The sequence below is a fragment of the Microcella alkaliphila genome (assembly GCF_002355395.1).
Taxonomy (GTDB): Bacteria; Actinomycetota; Actinomycetes; order Actinomycetales; family Microbacteriaceae; genus Microcella; species Microcella alkaliphila_A.
Map to the genome: position 1 here is coordinate 907,434 of NZ_AP017315.1, position 15,145 is coordinate 922,578.

Consider the following 15,145-nt stretch of genomic DNA (forward strand, 5'->3'; position numbering starts at 1 on the left):
CCCGCTACGCGCTGAGTTCCTCCCGCAGGCGCGGTTCGACCCGGTTCGCCGGCACCGCCCCCGACTTGTCGGCGTAGAACGCGCGGATGCGGTCCATGTCGGCCGGGATGTCGCCCGTTAGCTCGAACGTCGGCCCGAGCCCGATCGTCATCGTCGTGCGGTCCACGTAGCCGAGCGTCACCGGCAGCCCGGTCTCCCGCGCGATCCGGTAGAAGCCGGACTTCCAGTGCGAGTGACCCTTGCGCGTGCCGTCTGGCGTGACGACCAGGCCAAACACCTCGCCGGAGCGTATGCGGTCGACCACTTCCTGCACGACGCGACCGGGAGCATCCCGGTCGACGGGGATACCGCCCCAGCTGCGCATGATGGGCCCGCGCCAGCCGCGGAACAGGCTCTTTTTGCCGAGCCATCGAATGTGCATGTCGAGTTTCCAGGCGATGCCGAGCATGAAGACGAAGTCCCAGTTCGACGTGTGCGGGGCGCCGATCAGTACGGTCGGGCGATCGGGCGCGGCCTCGGTGACGAGCTTCCAGCGGCTGAACGTCCAGAACAGGCGGGCGACGAGGCGGCGTACGAACACTCATCAAGCCTAAGTTGCCGTGTGGGGATGCCCTGTCGCCGAGCGCGCGACGGCGCTAGCGTCGGGGAATGATCACGGGCATCCACACCATCGTGTACAGCGACGACCCTGAGGCGACGCGCGCCTACTTCCGCGACGTCATCGGGTGGGAATTCATCGAAACGTCGCCGGGCTGGCTGATCTTCGCCACCGGCCCCAGCGAGGGCGGGGTTCACCCGCGCACCTGGCCTGGCCAGGAGACTCCGTACGAGCAGCGCCACGAACTCTCCTTCTTCTGCGACGACCTGGATGCGACGCTCGCCGAGTTGCGGGCAAACGGCGCGGTGATCGACGAGGAGGTCTGGCAGCGCGAGTACGGGCGAGGCCTCAGCATCCCGGTTCCCGGCATTGGCCGAGTGATGCTCTACGAGCCGAGCTACGAGCCTGCGTGGGAGGGGGCAGCAAGGCGGTGACACCGACGCCAGCGCGCCCGGGAACTCGCCCACGCGTCTCGACCGAGGGACCGCAGCGGCAGTTGGATCAGCACTCGCCGCCCGCCATCTGGGGCGAATTCGTCGCGGCGGTGTTCGCGCTACCCGGCGTCGTCGAGGGGCACAGCGCGGTCTCTCCCGCGTCGAGCCGTGCGGTGCATGTCGATGGGGTCGATGCCCCCAGTGAACCTGGCCGCTCGCTGGCGCCGATGGGGGAGAGGTTCGAGCCTGTGCACCTCCACGGCGTCGAGGACACGTCGTTGCATCTTGTGCTGCCGCCTATCCGAGGCGCTGAATTGGTTGAGCTCGGCTGGGCCGAACCGCATCAATATGAGGATCACGGCACGGAGTTCCTCCTTTACGGCCCACGAGATGCGACCGAGCTGCAGGTCATCGTCGACATTGTCCGCGAGTCGCTCCTTTGGAGCGTGAGTCATCTGGGCCGCGAGGCATGAGCGACATCCTTCGCGAGGCGACGGAGGCGGACGTGGAGGCCGTGACGCGACTCGTCCACGCCGCCTATGCAGAGCATTCAGATGTGGGGTTGAACTTCACCGCGACTGACCAGTCTGAGGCGGTGACTCGCTACCGCCTGTTTGCCGGGCAGTCGTGGGTGATTGACCGTGGTGGTGAGGTCGTCGCGACGGCGACGGTCAGTCTCCCGCCGGGCGAGCACATCCAGCGATTGTCTGCCGTCGCGCGGACGCCGAAAACAGCATGGCTCAACCAGCTCGCTGTACACCCGACGCATCGTGGTGCCGGTCTCGCGCGACGGCTTCTCGAGACCGCGATTGGGTTCGCGCACGACCGGGATGCGCGCGCGCTCGGTCTCGACACCGCGGCGCCCGCACTCGGCATCCGGGCGCTCTACGCACATTGGGGCTTTGTCGAGCGAGAGACCGTTCAGTGGCAAGGGAAGACTTACGACAGTGTGGTGATGTCTCGGACTGTGGTGGACGACAGGTAGAGCGCCATTCGCTCTCCTGCCAGACTGGCGCGGTGACGAACTCCTCGCAGAATCCGCAGACTCCGGGCAACCCGTACGCCAGCCAGCAGGGGCCCGGTGGCTACCCTCCGCGCACCAATGTCTTGGCGATCGTCGCGCTCATCACCGCGTTCATCGCGCCACCCGCCGGTTTGGTTCTGGGCATCATCGCGTACCGGCAGATCGACCGCACCGGCGAAGAAGGCAAGGGTCTCGCGCTGGCGGGCGCCATCGTCGGCGGAGTGTTCACGGGCTTCATCCTGATGTTCTTCATCGCGTGGCTCGGAATGTTCCTCTCGTTCTTCGCCAGCTTCGCCACCTTGGGTGCCTTCTAGACGCCCGACCCCGATGCGCACGGATGCACGTATGTGCTTCTGCAGGCACGTGCCGTCAGCGGCACGCACGCATGGCGCCATCGCTTTCCCCGCGCCTACTGCTAGCGTTCGCGGCACCCACTGAACAAGGGAGTTTCCTCCTGGCCCGTGCATCCCGATCCGCGCCCGAACGCACCGTCGACCAGAAGATCGGCCGTCTGCGCATCTACAACGTCGTCGCCGGCAGCCTCCACCTCGTGCAGGCCATCGGCTTTGCCATCGTGCTGACGATGCTCAGCACGCAAGTCACGTTCGCCGTCACGGCCGACTACCTGGCTGGCCCTCCCGGGTTCCCGATTCCGCCCGAGCGCGTCGAACTGTTCGACGTGAACGTCGGCATCGGTGTCGTCGCCTTCCTCGCGCTGAGCGCCTTTTTCCACTTCCTCATCTCGTCGCCCGTGTTCTACGGCCGCTACAAGGCGGGCCTCCTGCAGAACCGCAACTACTTCCGCTGGGTCGAGTACTCGCTGAGCTCCTCGATCATGATCTGGCTCATCCTGCAGATCAACGGCGTGACCGACGTGGGCGCCCTCGCCGCTGTCTTCGCGGCCAACGCGGCGATGATCCTGTTCGGAGCGCTTCAGGAGAAGTACGAGCAGCCCGGCTCTGGCGGAATGCTGCCGTTCATCTTTGGCTCGATGGTCGGCCTGGTGCCGTGGATCATCGTCGTGGTCTACTTCGCTCGAGCCGGCAGTCAGAGCGACGCCGAGACTCCCGCCTTCGTCATCGGCATCGTGATCTCCCTGTTCCTCTTCTTCAACACCTTCGCCGTCAACCAGTGGCTTCAGTACAAGCAGGTCGGCAAGTGGAAGGACTACCTCGTCGGCGAGCGCGCCTACATCACGCTCAGCCTCGTCGCGAAGACGGCGCTCGCCTGGCAGGTGTTCTCGGGCGCGATCATCCCGGTGCTGACTGAGGGCTAGCCCGACTCCTCGAGCTGCCCGCTCGCCGGCCATTTGGCGCAACACCGCGCGTTCGTTCGGCCGGTCTTGCACCGAACGCGCGGGTTGAGCGGTGAGGCGGCACCCGGCCCGGCGCGCATTGCCCTGACCGCGCAGCCCTCGCGGCCGCGCGCGCCCGCCCGTCTCCGCCCCATCCCACCTCTCGTGTTCACCCCCACCCCGGGTCTACGCTCGCGCTCATGGAGCTCATCCCGATCAACTGGCTCGCCGTCGGCGTCGCCTTCGTCGTCGTCTTTCTCGCCGGCGCCGTCTGGTTCGGCCCGAAGACGTTCTTCCCCGTCTGGTGGCGGGCACTCGGCAAAGACCCCGACGACATGGGCAGCGGCGGCATGAACATGGCCGTCATCTTCGGCGGCACCGCCATCGCCGCCGCCGTGCAGGTCATCGGCATCGCCCTCGCGATCGGCGTCGCAACCCTCGCGTTCGGTGCCGTCGGCCCGGTCGGCGGCCTGCTCATCGGCTTCACCCTCGGCGTCGTCTTTACGGCCGCCGGCTCGCTCTCGCACCGCCTGTTCGGGCAGCAGGGCTTCCGCGTGTGGCTGATTGAGGTGGGCAGCGACGTGCTCAACTACACCCTCGCCGGGCTGATCATCGGCCTCTTCGGTTAGCCTGCCGCGCGTGACGCCCACGCCGCCTGAATCCGCCGCCGACGCGGTCGAATGGATGCACGCCGACGACCGCGCGGCGCTCGCCGTCACGGTCGCGCGGCTCACGCAGGCCGCACACCCGCACGATCACTTCGGCACGACGATCGGCGCGCGCAAGAGTCTGGGGTTCCTCCCGCGCGAGCAGACGTATCGCCGGGCCGGGGTGGGCTGGCGGCTCGGGGTCGTCGCGGTCGACACCGATGGGCGGCTGTACGTCGTCGGCCAGATCGTGCGCGCAACCCGGCAGGTGCTGCCCGGCCACCAGGCCGAGTCGGCGCGCGAGCGGCGGGCAATGAAAGAGCAGCTCGTCGACGTGGGCTTCCCCGACGGCGCGACCGTGTTGCTCGACGCCACCCCCGTCGCGAGCGGCGCTGCCGAAGCCGCCGGCCCGGTCGTCGTGCGCGACGGCCGCATTCTTATTCGGTGGATGCCCGGCGCGCCCGACAGTGCCCTGATGCCGCTTCCCAGCTACCTGGCCGAGCGCACCGAGCTCGCGCTCGCGCCGGCCGACCCGGCGCTCGCCGCCGCGCAGGCCGACCACGCGACAGAAACGGAGGCGCCGTGACGTTCGCCGGCTTCCACCCCGATGCTCCACGCTTCTACGCCGAACTCGCCGAGAACAACACGCGCGAGTGGTGGCAGGCGAATAAGGCGCGCTACGCCGAGACGGTGCGCGGGCCGGTCGAGCAGCTCGCCGATGTGCTCGGCGCCGAGTTCGGGCCGGTGAAGATCTTCCGCCCGCACCGCGACGTGCGCTTCAGCGCCGACAAGCGGCCCATCAAGGATCACATCGGCTTCGTGACGACCCCCGCCGACGGCACCGCGCTCCACGGCCAGCTCAACGAGCACGGCCTGATGCTTGCCGGCGGCGTCTACCAGCCGAGCCGCGACCAGCTGCGCCGCTTCCGTGCCCTCGTCGACGACAACCGGCTCGTCGGCGACCTCGAAGCGACTCTGGAGGAGCTTGAGGAGAGCGGCTTCACGATTATGCGGGAGGGCGCGCTCGCGACGGCTCCGCGCGGATACCCGCGCGAGCATCCGAAAATCGCGCTGTTGCAGCTGACGAGCCTCGCGATCGCGCGCACGCACCCGATCGACGACTGGATGTTCGGGGCTGAGGCCCTAGGCCGCATCCTGCAGGGATGGCGCCTCGTCTCGGACTGGAACGCCTGGCTGGTCGAGAACATCGGCCCCGCGGTCGACCCGGCGGCGGCGCGGTAGGACGCGGCGGGCGGCTCCGGCCACGGCGGCGCGAATGGGCGCCTGCCCGATCAGGATGCCCGCGAACACGAGCGCGATGCCGCCGAATTGCAGGGCGGTGAGCGTCTCGCCGGTGACGGCCACGCCGAGCAGCACGCCCGTGACGGGGTTGAGCAGGCCGATGAGGCCCACGGCAGCGGCCGGGAGCTTCCGCAGGCCCATGTTCCAGCCGACGAACGCGGCGAGGGTTGCGACGAGGGAGAGGTAGGCGAAGGCGCCGAACTCGGTCGCCGTAACGGGGGCGGGCGCACCTTCGACGAGGACGGCGACGGGAACAATCGCGAGCCCACCCGCGGTCAGCTGCCACGCCGTCATCGGCAGCAGGGGAGCACTGCCGCTCCAGCGCTTCGTGAAGATGAAGCCGACCGACGACATGAGCATGGCCGCGAGCGAGGCGAGCACGCCACCCGTGTTCACGGTGCCCGAGCCGGTCGCGAGCAGCGCGACGACGCCTGCGAAGCCGAGCCCCGCGCCGATGAGCGAGAACAGCTGCGGCTTCTCGCGAATCACGCCCCAGGCGACGAGCATCATCGCGATCGGGGCCATCGCCATGATCATCGACGCAATCGACGACGGCAGCAGCTGGGCGGCGACGTAGATCAGCACGAAGAATGCACCGATGTTCAGCACGCCGAGCACGAGCGAGCGCCACCACCAGACGCCGCGAGGCAGCACGCGCACGAACAGCAGCAAGAGCAGGCCGGCAGGCAGGGCCCGCCAGACGGCGCCCCACAGCGGGGCGTCGGCGGGTAGCCACGTCGAGGTGACGACGTAGGTCGAGCCCCACGCGATGGGCGCGATCGCGGTGATGAGCATCCAGCGCCAAATATTTTCCATGGAAGACATAATATCTTCCAGGGAAGGTAATATTCCCCGCGTGAGTAATTTCTCAGGCAGCGACGCCGACGCCCCGCGCGAGACTGACCCTCGCGAGGCCGACCCTCGCGAGGCCGACCCCCGCGAGGCTGACCCTCGCGAGACCGACCCGCGCGACAGCGACCGGGTCGCGAGCATTCAAGCCGAGTGGCGCCGCGAACGCCCCGAGATCGACCCAAGCCCGCAGGGCATTATCGGGCGCCTGCACCGCGTCGCCGCATACCTCACGACCGAGCTCGAGGCGGTCTATCGAGAGTTCGATCTCTCGACCGGTGAGTTCGACGTGCTCGCCGCGCTGCGCCGCGCGGGGGAGCCTTACGAGCGCACCCCCAGCGAGCTGGCCGAGCGCACCATGATCACGAGTGGCGGCCTCACGAAGCGCTGCGACCGCCTCGAGACGGCCGGGCTGATCGAGCGCCGGGTCGCCGAATCTGACCGCCGCGGTCGCGTCGTCGCGCTGACCCCGGCCGGCCTCGACCTGATCGATCGCGCCTACGCCGCCCACATGCGCAACGAGCATCGGCTCATCGCCGCCCTTGATGAGGATGATCGGGGCGCGCTCCAAGGAGGGCTCGCGCGCTGGCTCGCCCACTTCGAGGCGCCGGGCCGCGTCATCGAGGCCTTGCCAGCAAAAACATGAAATTCGTATCAGTAGAATGTGCTCGTGGATCTTCTTGATGTCGGCCGTGTCGTCCTGGGCCTCGCGCTCCTGATCGCCGGCGGGGAGGCGCTCGTGCGCGGCGCCTCAACCCTCGCCACACGCCTCGGCATCGCGCCGCTCGTCGTCGGCCTTGTCATCGTGTCGGCGTCGACCAGCGCGCCCGAGCTTGCGGTCACCGTCGGCGCCGTCGCCGCTGGCGACCCCGACCTTGCGGTCGGCAATGTCGTCGGCTCGAACATCGTGAACGTGCTGTTCATCCTCGGCCTATCGGCGATGTTCCTGCCGCTCATCGTGAAGCGGCAGCTGGTGCGCTTTGACATTCCGGTCATGGTCGGCATCACGATCTTGTTGCTCGCGCTCTCGCTCGATGGGGAGATCACGCAACTCGACGGCATCTTGCTCTTTGCCGCCGCAGCCGTTCACGTGGCCATGAGCTTCTGGTTCAGCAAACGCGACCCCGAGCTCGCGGGCGATCTCGACATTCCGGCGGCCCCGTCCAAACTGTCTCCCGCTGCGCAGATCGCCGCAGCCGTTGCCTTCGTGCTCGTCGGTATCGGGCTGCTGGTTCTCGGCGCAGGGTTCCTGGTTGAAGGCGCGTCCAACATTGCAACCGGGTTTGGCGTCTCGAGCCTCGTCATCGGCCTCACCGTCGTCGCCATCGGCACGAGCCTGCCCGAACTCGTCACCTCGATCGTCGCGGTGCGCCGGGGTGAGCGCGACATTGCGGTCGGGAACATCGTTGGCAGCAACATCTTCAACATCGGTGTCGTGCTCGGAATCCCCGCGATGTTCTTCCCGGCGGGTATTCCCGTCGCCGCGTCGGCCATCGCACTCGATCTGCCGCTCGCCCTCGCCGCCGCGGTCGCGCTGCTGCCGATCGCCTTCACCGGATTCGCGATCGCGCGCTGGGAGGGCGGTCTTTTCGTCGCCCTTTACGTTGCGTACACCGTGTACCTGATCCTGAACGCGGTGCAGCACGACGCCCTCAGCGGTTTCACGACGGTCATGGTCTTCTTCGTTTTGCCGCTCGTCGCGATCACCCTGATCGCCATCACGGCGTACGAGGTGGGTCTCATCAGGGGTCGCAGGCAGGCCGCCGACCCCGAGCGAGATTCGGCGGCGCCTAGCCCAGCAGACCCTTCATCTGCGAGTAGATGAGGCCGGCGGCCTTCTTCGGGTTCAGGCGCGACAGGCGCGACATGAACCGCGCATCCTGGCCGATGAAGATCTCGTAGCTGCCCTTCTCGATCGCCTCGATGATCTGGCTCCCCGCCTCGGCGGGCGCCGTCGTCTTGCGGGCCTTGTCTCCCGCCGCCTCCGTAAGCTTCTGCATTTCTTCGTCGGTCATGACCCCAGAGTTGATGCTGATGTTCGTGCCAATCGCGCCGGGGAAAACCCCGGTGACCGATACGCCCGTCTCCATGAGTTCCGAGTGCAGGGCGCGGCTCAACTGGGCGACGGCCGCCTTGGTCGCGCCGTAGACCCCTTGGCCGGGAACGGGCGCATAGGCACCCATGCTCGCGACGTTCACGATCGCCGCCTCGGGGCGCGCGACGAGGTGCGGCAGGAACGCCTTGATCGTGTTCAGCACCCCGTAGAGGTTCACGTCGATGACGCGCTCGATCTGGTCCCAGTCGAGGTCGTTCACCGGCACGAACTTCTGAATGATGCCGGCGATGTTGAGCAGGCCGTCGACCTGGCGGTGCTGGGCGATGATCGCGGCCGGCAGGGCGAGCACGGCGTCGCGGTCGGTGATATTGACGACGTGGGTGGTGACACGGCCGGGCAGCCCCTCGGCGAGGGCCGCGGTTTCGGCGAGCCCCGACTCGCTGAGGTCGAGCGCGGCGACGTGGCCACCCTTTCGGGCGATGCCGAGGGCAACCTCGCGGCCAATGCCGTTCCCGGCTCCGGTGATGGCGAAAACTTTGCCGGTGATCTGCATGACGCTCCTTGACTGTGGTGCGCGCGATGGCGCGATTCTCACAGGCTAGGGCTCGTTCGACCGATCGGTCAGGGCCGAACGTCCCGCATCGTGAATGCGATGAGTCTCGCCGCGCCTGGGCGGTGTGTAGGTGCAGGTGTCGCCCGAGCAGAGCGTCGGCTTTTCGCGAGACACGCGCCGCGCAAGCTCGCACCCCAGGCAGTAGCCGAAGGCGGCCTCCGCGAACAGCAGCGCGAGGCAGATCGCGCAGATGGTTTGGGCAATTGCGGGCGCGAGCCCGAGCCAGCCCAACGCGAAACAGCCGGTGAGCGCCATGCCGAAGCCGAGCATCCAGGCGAGCTTCTTTGATCGGGCGTCGACCCATTCGGGGCGCTGCGGCCGCGTGATGAGCGTGCCGAGCGCGAGCGTCGGCGTCCACCGGGTGCCGACGAACAGGCGCAGGTACATCTCGAGGGCGAAGGCGATGCCGAACAGCTGCATCGGCCGCAAGTCTCCCGTCAGCACGCTGTGCTGCCACGCGGCGAATCCGGCAAGAAACAGGATGCCCGCCGACGCGCGCACGGCGCGCTCGTTGACGACGGGAACATCGATTCCGATAACCCACTGCCCAATCACCGGTCGTTCGCGCACTTCGGGGGGTGTGGTCGACATGCCGACACTATACCCCATGGGGTATCTGAACGGTCGCGTGCGGTCGCTCCCGAGCCACCGCCCATTGCCAGGTACCGGTGCCACGCTTGCGGCATGGCCGTCCTGCCGATGTTCCCGCTCGGGTCCGTGCTGTTTCCGTACATGCCGACCGCGCTGCGCATCTTCGAAGAGCGCTACATCGTGATGCTTTCCGAGATCCTCGGCAACGAGCCGGCCGAGTTCGGCATCGTGCTCATCGAGCGCGGCAGTGAGGTTGGCGGGGGAGAGCAGCGCTTCCCGATCGGAACCGTCGCCCGCATCACCCAAGTGCAGACGAGTGAGGGCTTCATCGGCCTCGTCGCGCAGGGCGACCGGCGCATCGAGGTCACCGAGTGGCGTCCCGACGACCCGTACCCGCTTGCCGACGTGCGCGAGGTGCCGAGTTTCAACGTCGACGACGAAGTTTTGCCGCTCATGGCCGAGGTCGACTCGGTGGTGCGTGCCACGATCGCCCAGGCGAGCGAGTTCATGGAGGTTCCGTGGCCGGCCGATATCCAGCTCGATGACGATCCCCGAGCATCCATCTGGCAGTTGGCGGCGATCGCGCCGCTCGGCCCGCTCGACCAGCAAAAGCTGCTGCGCAGCGAGACACCCGAACAGCTGCTCACGGCGACGCGCGAACTCACCCTCGAGGCCGCCGAGATGCTGACCCTGACCGGCGACTGGGACGACGAGATCGATACCCTCGAGCCGTGACCCCGATCGACGCCCTGCCGATTCCTGCCGACCCCGCGACCGCGTCGTGGGCGATTCCGGTGTTCGCGCTCATGGCGCTCACCACCGTCATCGTGCTCGTCTGGCAGACGGTCCGCTACTTCCGCGACAACCGCGACGACGATCAGGATGCGCGCCGCGGCCCCGACGACGCGGCGTAGCGCAGGGAACACGCCGGCTTGGTACGCTGAGCTCACAACTGCACACTCGGCCGTCACAGCGCGCGGAAGAGTCCCCGGCCACGCCGGGGCGCCGAAGGAGCAAGCCTCCCCGCCAATCTCTCAGGCACCCGTACCGCGCGCCGCAGGCCACTCTGAAAAGCAGGGCGAGCATCCCCAGCGATGCCCGACTCTCGCCCACGGTGAAAGCGCGACCGGCATGGCCCGGCCCGCGAAGCTCTCAGGCACCATGACAGAGGGGGAGTTCCGAAGCCCCGCACCGTCGCGCCCAAAGGAACTCCATGACCGAGTCCGTCACACCCCCGCCGAAAGCCTCGCCGCTGCACGCCGAGCACGAGTCGCTCGGCGCCTCGTTCACCGACTTTGGCGGCTGGCTCATGCCGGTGCGGTACAGCTCCGACCTTGCCGAACACCACGCGGTGCGCAGGGCCGCCGGCCTGTTCGACATCTCGCACATGGCCGAGATCGCCGTCAGCGGACCGGACGCCGGCGCCTACCTCGACGAGGCGCTCGCCGGCCGGCTCTCGACCCTGCCGCTGATGAAGGCGAAGTACTCGCTGCTGCTGGCCGACAACGGTGGCATCATCGACGACCTCATCGTGTATCGCACGGGCGAGGTCGAGTGGTTGGTCGTCGCGAACGCCGGCAACCGCGGGCCCGTCGTCGAGGCACTGCACGCCCGCCGCGGCGTCCACGAGGTCGAACTCGTCGACCTCACCGAGCAAACAGCGCTGATCGCCCTGCAGGGGCCGGCAGCCCAGCGCATCCTTGAACGCGTCGAGGGCCTCGGTACCACCGATGAGCTGTCGCTCGGCACCACGATCGAGACGCTCCGCTACTACGCCGCGATGGGCATGGCGTGGCGCGGCGGGTCTGTTCTCGTTGCCCGCACCGGCTACACCGGCGAGGACGGCTTCGAGCTCTACGTCGACGTCGCCGACGCGGCCGAGCTGTGGCGCGCGATTCTTGCCGAGGGAGAGGCCGACGGACTCGTGCCCTGCGGGCTCGCCGCCCGCGACACGCTGCGCCTCGAAGCGGGGATGCCCCTCTACGGTCACGAGATCGGTCGCGAGACCCTGCCGGTGCAGGCGGGGCTGGGCCGCGTCGTCGTGACCGACAAGCCGCACTTCGTCGGCAAGGAGGCCGTCGAGAAGGGCCCCGCGGCCGACGCGCCGATACTTGTGGGGCTCGTCGGCGAGGGCCGGCGCGCCGCCCGCGCCGACTATCCCGTCGTCGACGGCGACCGCGAGGTCGGCGTCGTGACGAGCGGGGCGCTGTCGCCCACGCTCGGCGTCCCGATCGCGATGGCGCACGTGCATCCCAATGTCGCCGCTCACGGAACGGCGCTCGCCGTCGACGTGCGGGGCACGCCCATCCCGTTTTCTGTTGTTCCCCTTCCCTTCTACAAGCGAGAGGCGTAAGCCATGAGTGTTCCGAGCGACCTGCAGTACACGGCCGAGCACGAGTGGGTGCGCGTCGAGGGTGACGTCGTCACCGTCGGCATCACCCAGTACGCAGCCGATGCCCTCGGTGACGTCGTCTACGTCGACCTGCCCGCCGTAGGAGCCGCCCTCACCCCGGGTGCGGTTGTCGGCGAAGTCGAGTCGACGAAGTCGGTGGGCGAGCTGTTCGCCCCTGTTTCCGGTGAGGTCGTCGAAGCAAACCAGGCCGTCGTCGACGCCCCCGAAACCATCAACGCCGACCCCTACGGCGACGGCTGGCTCGTGAAGGTGCGCGTAGCCGAGACGCCCGCCTTGATGAGCGCCGACGAGTACCGCGCCCTCATCGGCGAGTAACCACACCAGCGACAGAAGAGGCTCACCACCGCATGTCCCGCGACTTCTCTGAGCGCCACATCGGCCTCGACTCCGACGCTCAGCGCCTCATGCTCGACGCGCTCGGCTACGACACCATCGAGGCGATGATGGATGCGGCGGTCCCGTCCGCGATCCGCCAGACCGCCGCTCTGCGCACGCTTCCGGCGCCCGCGACCGAGGCCGAGGTGATGGCCGAGCTGCGGGCCATCGCCTCGCACAACACGGTGCGCACGAGCCTGATCGGCCAGGGCTACTACGGCACGATCACGCCCGCGGTGATTCAGCGCAACGTGCTCGAGAACCCCAGCTGGTACACGGCGTACACGCCCTATCAGCCCGAGATCTCGCAGGGGCGCCTCGAGGCGTTGCTGAACTTCCAGACGATGGTCGCTGACCTCACGGGCCTCGGCACCGCCAACGCGTCGATGCTCGACGAGGCGACCGCGGTCGTCGAGGGCATGCTGCTCGCCCGCCGCGCGTCGAAGAGCGCCTCGAACGTCTTCCTCGTCGACGACGACCTGTTCGCCCAGACCCGTGCCGTGCTCGACGGCCGCGCGGAAGCGCTCGGCCTCGACCTCGTCTACCTGCCGCTCGCCGACACCGACCCTGCCGAGCTGCCCGACGCCTTCGGCGTCTTCGTGCAGTACCCGGCCGCGTCTGGTCGCATCTGGGACCCGTCGGCCGTCATCGCCCGCGTGCGTGACGCCGGCGGACTCGCCGTGGTCGCCGCCGACCTGCTTGCCCTCACGCTCATCACGAGCCCCGGCGAGCTCGGCGCCGACGTCGCCGTCGGCACCACGCAGCGCTTCGGCGTGCCGATGGGCTTCGGCGGCCCGCACGCCGGCTACCTGGCGGTGCGCTCCGGTCTCGAGCGCCAGATGCCGGGCCGCCTCGTCGGCGTCTCGAAAGATGCCGACGGCCGCCCCGCGTACCGCCTCACGCTGCAGACCCGGGAACAGCACATCCGCCGCGACAAAGCGACGAGCAACATCTGCACCGCCCAGGTGCTGCTCGCCGTCATGGCCTCGATGTACGGGGTCTATCACGGCCCCGACGGGCTGCGCCGCATCGCCGAGCGGGTCGCCAGCGTGACGCGCACCGTTGCCAGCCGCCTCGCGGCGAACAGCATCGAGGTCGCCACCGACGCCTATTTCGACACGCTCACCGTTCGGGTGCCGGGTCGCGCCGACGACATCGTCGTCGCCGCGCGCGAGGCCGAGCTGCTGTTGCACCGCGTCGACGCCGACACCGTCCGCTTCAGCATCGACGAGCCGACGTCGACGAGCCGCGACCTCCTGCCGCGCCTGCTCGGCGTCTTCGGCGCGACGCCCGGCTCGGGGTTTGTGTCTCCTGGCGCCGAGACGTCGTCGGGAATCCCCGAAAACCTGCGCCGTGCATCCGAGTACATGACGCACCCGGTGTTCCACACGCACCGAAGCGAAACGTCGATGATGCGCTACCTCAAGCGCCTCGCCGACCGCGACTATGCGCTGGACCGCGGCATGATTCCGCTCGGCTCGTGCACCATGAAGCTGAACGCCGCGACCGAGATGGCGGCGGTCAGCTGGCCCGAGTTCAACGGCCTGCACCCGTTCGCCCCGCTCGATGACGTGCAGGGCTCGCTCGTCATGATCGGCCACCTCGAGACGTGGCTCGCCGAGTTGACCGGCTACGACGCCGTTTCGCTGCAGCCCAACGCGGGCAGCCAGGGCGAGCTCGCTGGGCTCTTGGCGATTCGCGGATATCACCGCTCGCGCGGGGACGAGCACCGCACCGTGTGCCTGATTCCGTCGAGCGCGCACGGCACGAATGCGGCCAGCGCGGTTCTGGCTGGGATGCGCGTCGTCGTCGTCGCCACGACCGACACCGGCGACGTCGATCTCGACGACCTGCGCGCGAAAATCGCCGAGCACCGCGACGAGCTCGCGGCGCTCATGATCACCTACCCGTCAACGCACGGCGTCTACGAGCACGACGTCATGGAGGTCACCGCGGTGGTGCACGAGGCCGGCGGCCAGGTGTACATCGACGGCGCGAACCTGAACGCCCTGCTCGGCTACGCCCGCTACGGCGACATCGGCGGCGACGTCAGCCACCTCAACCTGCACAAGACCTTCTGCATCCCGCATGGCGGAGGAGGGCCCGGCGTCGGGCCGGTGGCCGCGAAAGCGCACCTCGCCGAGTTCCTGCCGGGTCATCCGCTCGCGCAGATGCACCAGCATCCGCCATTCGACCTCGAGACCGGAGCGGTCGGGTCGGTCGAGCACCGCGGCGCCCCCGTGTCGGCCGCCCCGTACGGTTCGGCGAGCATCCTGCCGATCTCGTGGGCGTATGCGCGCCTCATGGGCGCCGACGGGCTGCGCGAGGCGACCGCCAACGCGGTGCTCGCCGCCAACTACGTGGCGCTGCGCCTGCGCGAGCACTACCCGGTGCTCTACGCGGGCGAGAACGGGCTGGTGGCGCACGAGTGCATCCTCGATCTGCGGCCGCTGCGCGAGCGGACCGGGGTGACCGTCGACGACGTGGCGAAGCGCCTCATCGACTACGGCTTCCACGCGCCGACCATGTCGTTCCCCGTCGCGGGAACCCTCATGGTCGAGCCCACCGAGTCGGAAGACCTGGCCGAACTCGAACGCTTCGTGCAGGCGATGATCGCGATCCGGCACGAGGCTGACGCGGTTGCGCGCGGTGAATGGCCGGCCGACGACAATCCGCTGGTGAACGCTCCGCACACCGCCGAAAGCGCCATCGCTGGCGAGTGGACCCACCCCTACAGCCGCGAGGTTGCGGTCTACCCGGCATCACTCATCGACGGCGACGAGGCGACCGCGGGCTCGGGCGGTTTCGGCGCGACTCGGGCCGACAAGTACTGGCCGCCGGTGCGCCGCGTCGACCAGGCCTACGGCGACCGCAACCTCGTCTGCGCGTGTCCGCCGATTGAGGCGTTCGCCTAGCGGCGACCGCCTCAATCGGCGTCCGGCAGCGTTG

19 protein-coding genes and 1 riboswitch are annotated in these 15,145 nt (G+C 68.6%); of the genes, 15 read left to right on the top strand and 4 right to left on the bottom strand.

The annotated features are described in order from the left end of the window. Positions 1-4: 4 nt before the first annotated feature. Complete coding sequence (locus CPY97_RS04380) at positions 5-580, bottom strand: 1-acyl-sn-glycerol-3-phosphate acyltransferase (protein WP_096420953.1); 576 nt, start codon at positions 578-580, stop codon at positions 5-7. A gap of 68 nt (positions 581-648) precedes the next feature. Between CPY97_RS04380 and CPY97_RS04385 the strand changes: the two genes are divergently transcribed. The 8 genes from CPY97_RS04385 (at position 649) to CPY97_RS13410 (ending at position 5,239) form a co-directional block, all read left to right on the top strand. After that, a complete protein-coding gene (locus CPY97_RS04385; protein ID WP_096420954.1) occupies positions 649-1,032 on the top strand; it encodes a VOC family protein in 384 nt (127 codons plus the stop codon). Positions 1,033-1,094: 62 nt separating this feature from the next. Further along, positions 1,095-1,505 carry a luciferase family protein gene (locus tag CPY97_RS04390; RefSeq protein WP_231924033.1) on the top strand — a complete coding sequence of 137 codons (411 nt, stop codon included), beginning with the start codon at positions 1,095-1,097 and terminating at the stop codon, positions 1,503-1,505. After that, positions 1,502-2,017: a GNAT family N-acetyltransferase gene (locus CPY97_RS04395; RefSeq protein WP_096420955.1), complete on the top strand. Its 516-nt coding sequence runs from the start codon at positions 1,502-1,504 to the stop codon at positions 2,015-2,017. The genes CPY97_RS04390 and CPY97_RS04395 overlap by 4 nt, the downstream gene beginning before the upstream one ends. A gap of 32 nt (positions 2,018-2,049) precedes the next feature. Next, positions 2,050-2,370, top strand: a complete 321-nt coding sequence (locus CPY97_RS04400; protein ID WP_096420956.1) for a DUF4190 domain-containing protein — start codon at positions 2,050-2,052, stop codon at positions 2,368-2,370. A 71-nt stretch (positions 2,371-2,441) separates the two neighbouring features. Beyond that, positions 2,442-3,332: a heliorhodopsin HeR gene (gene heR, locus CPY97_RS04405; protein WP_161494070.1), complete on the top strand. Its 891-nt coding sequence runs from the start codon at positions 2,442-2,444 to the stop codon at positions 3,330-3,332. A gap of 218 nt (positions 3,333-3,550) precedes the next feature. Beyond that, positions 3,551-3,979 carry a DUF1761 domain-containing protein gene (locus CPY97_RS04410; protein ID WP_096420957.1) on the top strand — a complete coding sequence of 143 codons (429 nt, stop codon included), beginning with the start codon at positions 3,551-3,553 and terminating at the stop codon, positions 3,977-3,979. A gap of 10 nt (positions 3,980-3,989) precedes the next feature. After that, a complete protein-coding gene (locus CPY97_RS13405; RefSeq protein ID WP_161494071.1) occupies positions 3,990-4,583 on the top strand; it encodes a hypothetical protein in 594 nt (197 codons plus the stop codon). Next, positions 4,580-5,239, top strand: a complete 660-nt coding sequence (locus CPY97_RS13410; protein ID WP_161494072.1) for a DUF2461 domain-containing protein — start codon at positions 4,580-4,582, stop codon at positions 5,237-5,239. Before CPY97_RS13405 ends, CPY97_RS13410 begins: the two co-directional genes overlap by 4 nt. Here the strand turns inward: CPY97_RS13410 and CPY97_RS04420 are convergent. Next, positions 5,141-6,115: an EamA family transporter gene (locus CPY97_RS04420; protein WP_096420959.1), complete on the bottom strand. Its 975-nt coding sequence runs from the start codon at positions 6,113-6,115 to the stop codon at positions 5,141-5,143. The two genes, CPY97_RS13410 and CPY97_RS04420, sit on opposite strands and share 99 nt — an antisense overlap. A gap of 175 nt (positions 6,116-6,290) precedes the next feature. On the opposite strand from CPY97_RS04420, the gene CPY97_RS04425 reads away from it, so the two are divergent. Next, complete coding sequence (locus tag CPY97_RS04425; protein ID WP_231924126.1) at positions 6,291-6,794, top strand: MarR family winged helix-turn-helix transcriptional regulator; 504 nt, start codon at positions 6,291-6,293, stop codon at positions 6,792-6,794. 24 nt (positions 6,795-6,818) lie between these two features. Then, positions 6,819-7,973, top strand: coding sequence for a calcium/sodium antiporter (locus CPY97_RS04430; RefSeq protein ID WP_096423347.1), 1,155 nt, complete (start codon positions 6,819-6,821; stop codon positions 7,971-7,973). Here the strand turns inward: CPY97_RS04430 and CPY97_RS04435 are convergent. Together CPY97_RS04435 and CPY97_RS04440 are read right to left on the bottom strand one after the other, a co-directional pair. After that, complete coding sequence (locus CPY97_RS04435; RefSeq protein ID WP_096420961.1) at positions 7,939-8,757, bottom strand: SDR family NAD(P)-dependent oxidoreductase; 819 nt, start codon at positions 8,755-8,757, stop codon at positions 7,939-7,941. The genes CPY97_RS04430 and CPY97_RS04435 overlap by 35 nt on opposite strands. Before the next feature lie 45 nt (positions 8,758-8,802). Next, positions 8,803-9,408 (bottom strand): DUF4395 domain-containing protein, encoded by a 606-nt coding sequence (locus CPY97_RS04440; RefSeq protein ID WP_231924034.1) that lies wholly within the window; start codon positions 9,406-9,408, stop codon positions 8,803-8,805. A gap of 93 nt (positions 9,409-9,501) precedes the next feature. Between CPY97_RS04440 and CPY97_RS04445 the strand changes: the two genes are divergently transcribed. The 5 genes from CPY97_RS04445 to gcvP all read left to right on the top strand — a co-directional run bounded on the left by CPY97_RS04445 (position 9,502) and on the right by gcvP (position 15,111). Then, complete coding sequence (locus tag CPY97_RS04445) at positions 9,502-10,143, top strand: LON peptidase substrate-binding domain-containing protein (protein ID WP_231924035.1); 642 nt, start codon at positions 9,502-9,504, stop codon at positions 10,141-10,143. Then, positions 10,140-10,322, top strand: a complete 183-nt coding sequence (locus tag CPY97_RS04450; protein ID WP_096420963.1) for a hypothetical protein — start codon at positions 10,140-10,142, stop codon at positions 10,320-10,322. The genes CPY97_RS04445 and CPY97_RS04450 overlap by 4 nt, the downstream gene beginning before the upstream one ends. Positions 10,323-10,375: 53 nt before the next feature. Continuing rightward, positions 10,376-10,468, top strand: a riboswitch (glycine riboswitch). A 153-nt stretch (positions 10,469-10,621) separates the two neighbouring features. After that, positions 10,622-11,761: a glycine cleavage system aminomethyltransferase GcvT gene (gene gcvT / locus CPY97_RS04455; protein WP_096420964.1), complete on the top strand. Its 1,140-nt coding sequence runs from the start codon at positions 10,622-10,624 to the stop codon at positions 11,759-11,761. A gap of 3 nt (positions 11,762-11,764) precedes the next feature. Continuing rightward, positions 11,765-12,136, top strand: coding sequence for a glycine cleavage system protein GcvH (gcvH, locus tag CPY97_RS04460; RefSeq protein WP_096420965.1), 372 nt, complete (start codon positions 11,765-11,767; stop codon positions 12,134-12,136). A gap of 32 nt (positions 12,137-12,168) precedes the next feature. Beyond that, entirely contained in the window at positions 12,169-15,111 is a 2,943-nt protein-coding gene (gcvP, locus tag CPY97_RS04465; RefSeq protein WP_096420966.1) for an aminomethyl-transferring glycine dehydrogenase, read from the top strand. Positions 15,112-15,145: the final 34 nt, after the last annotated feature.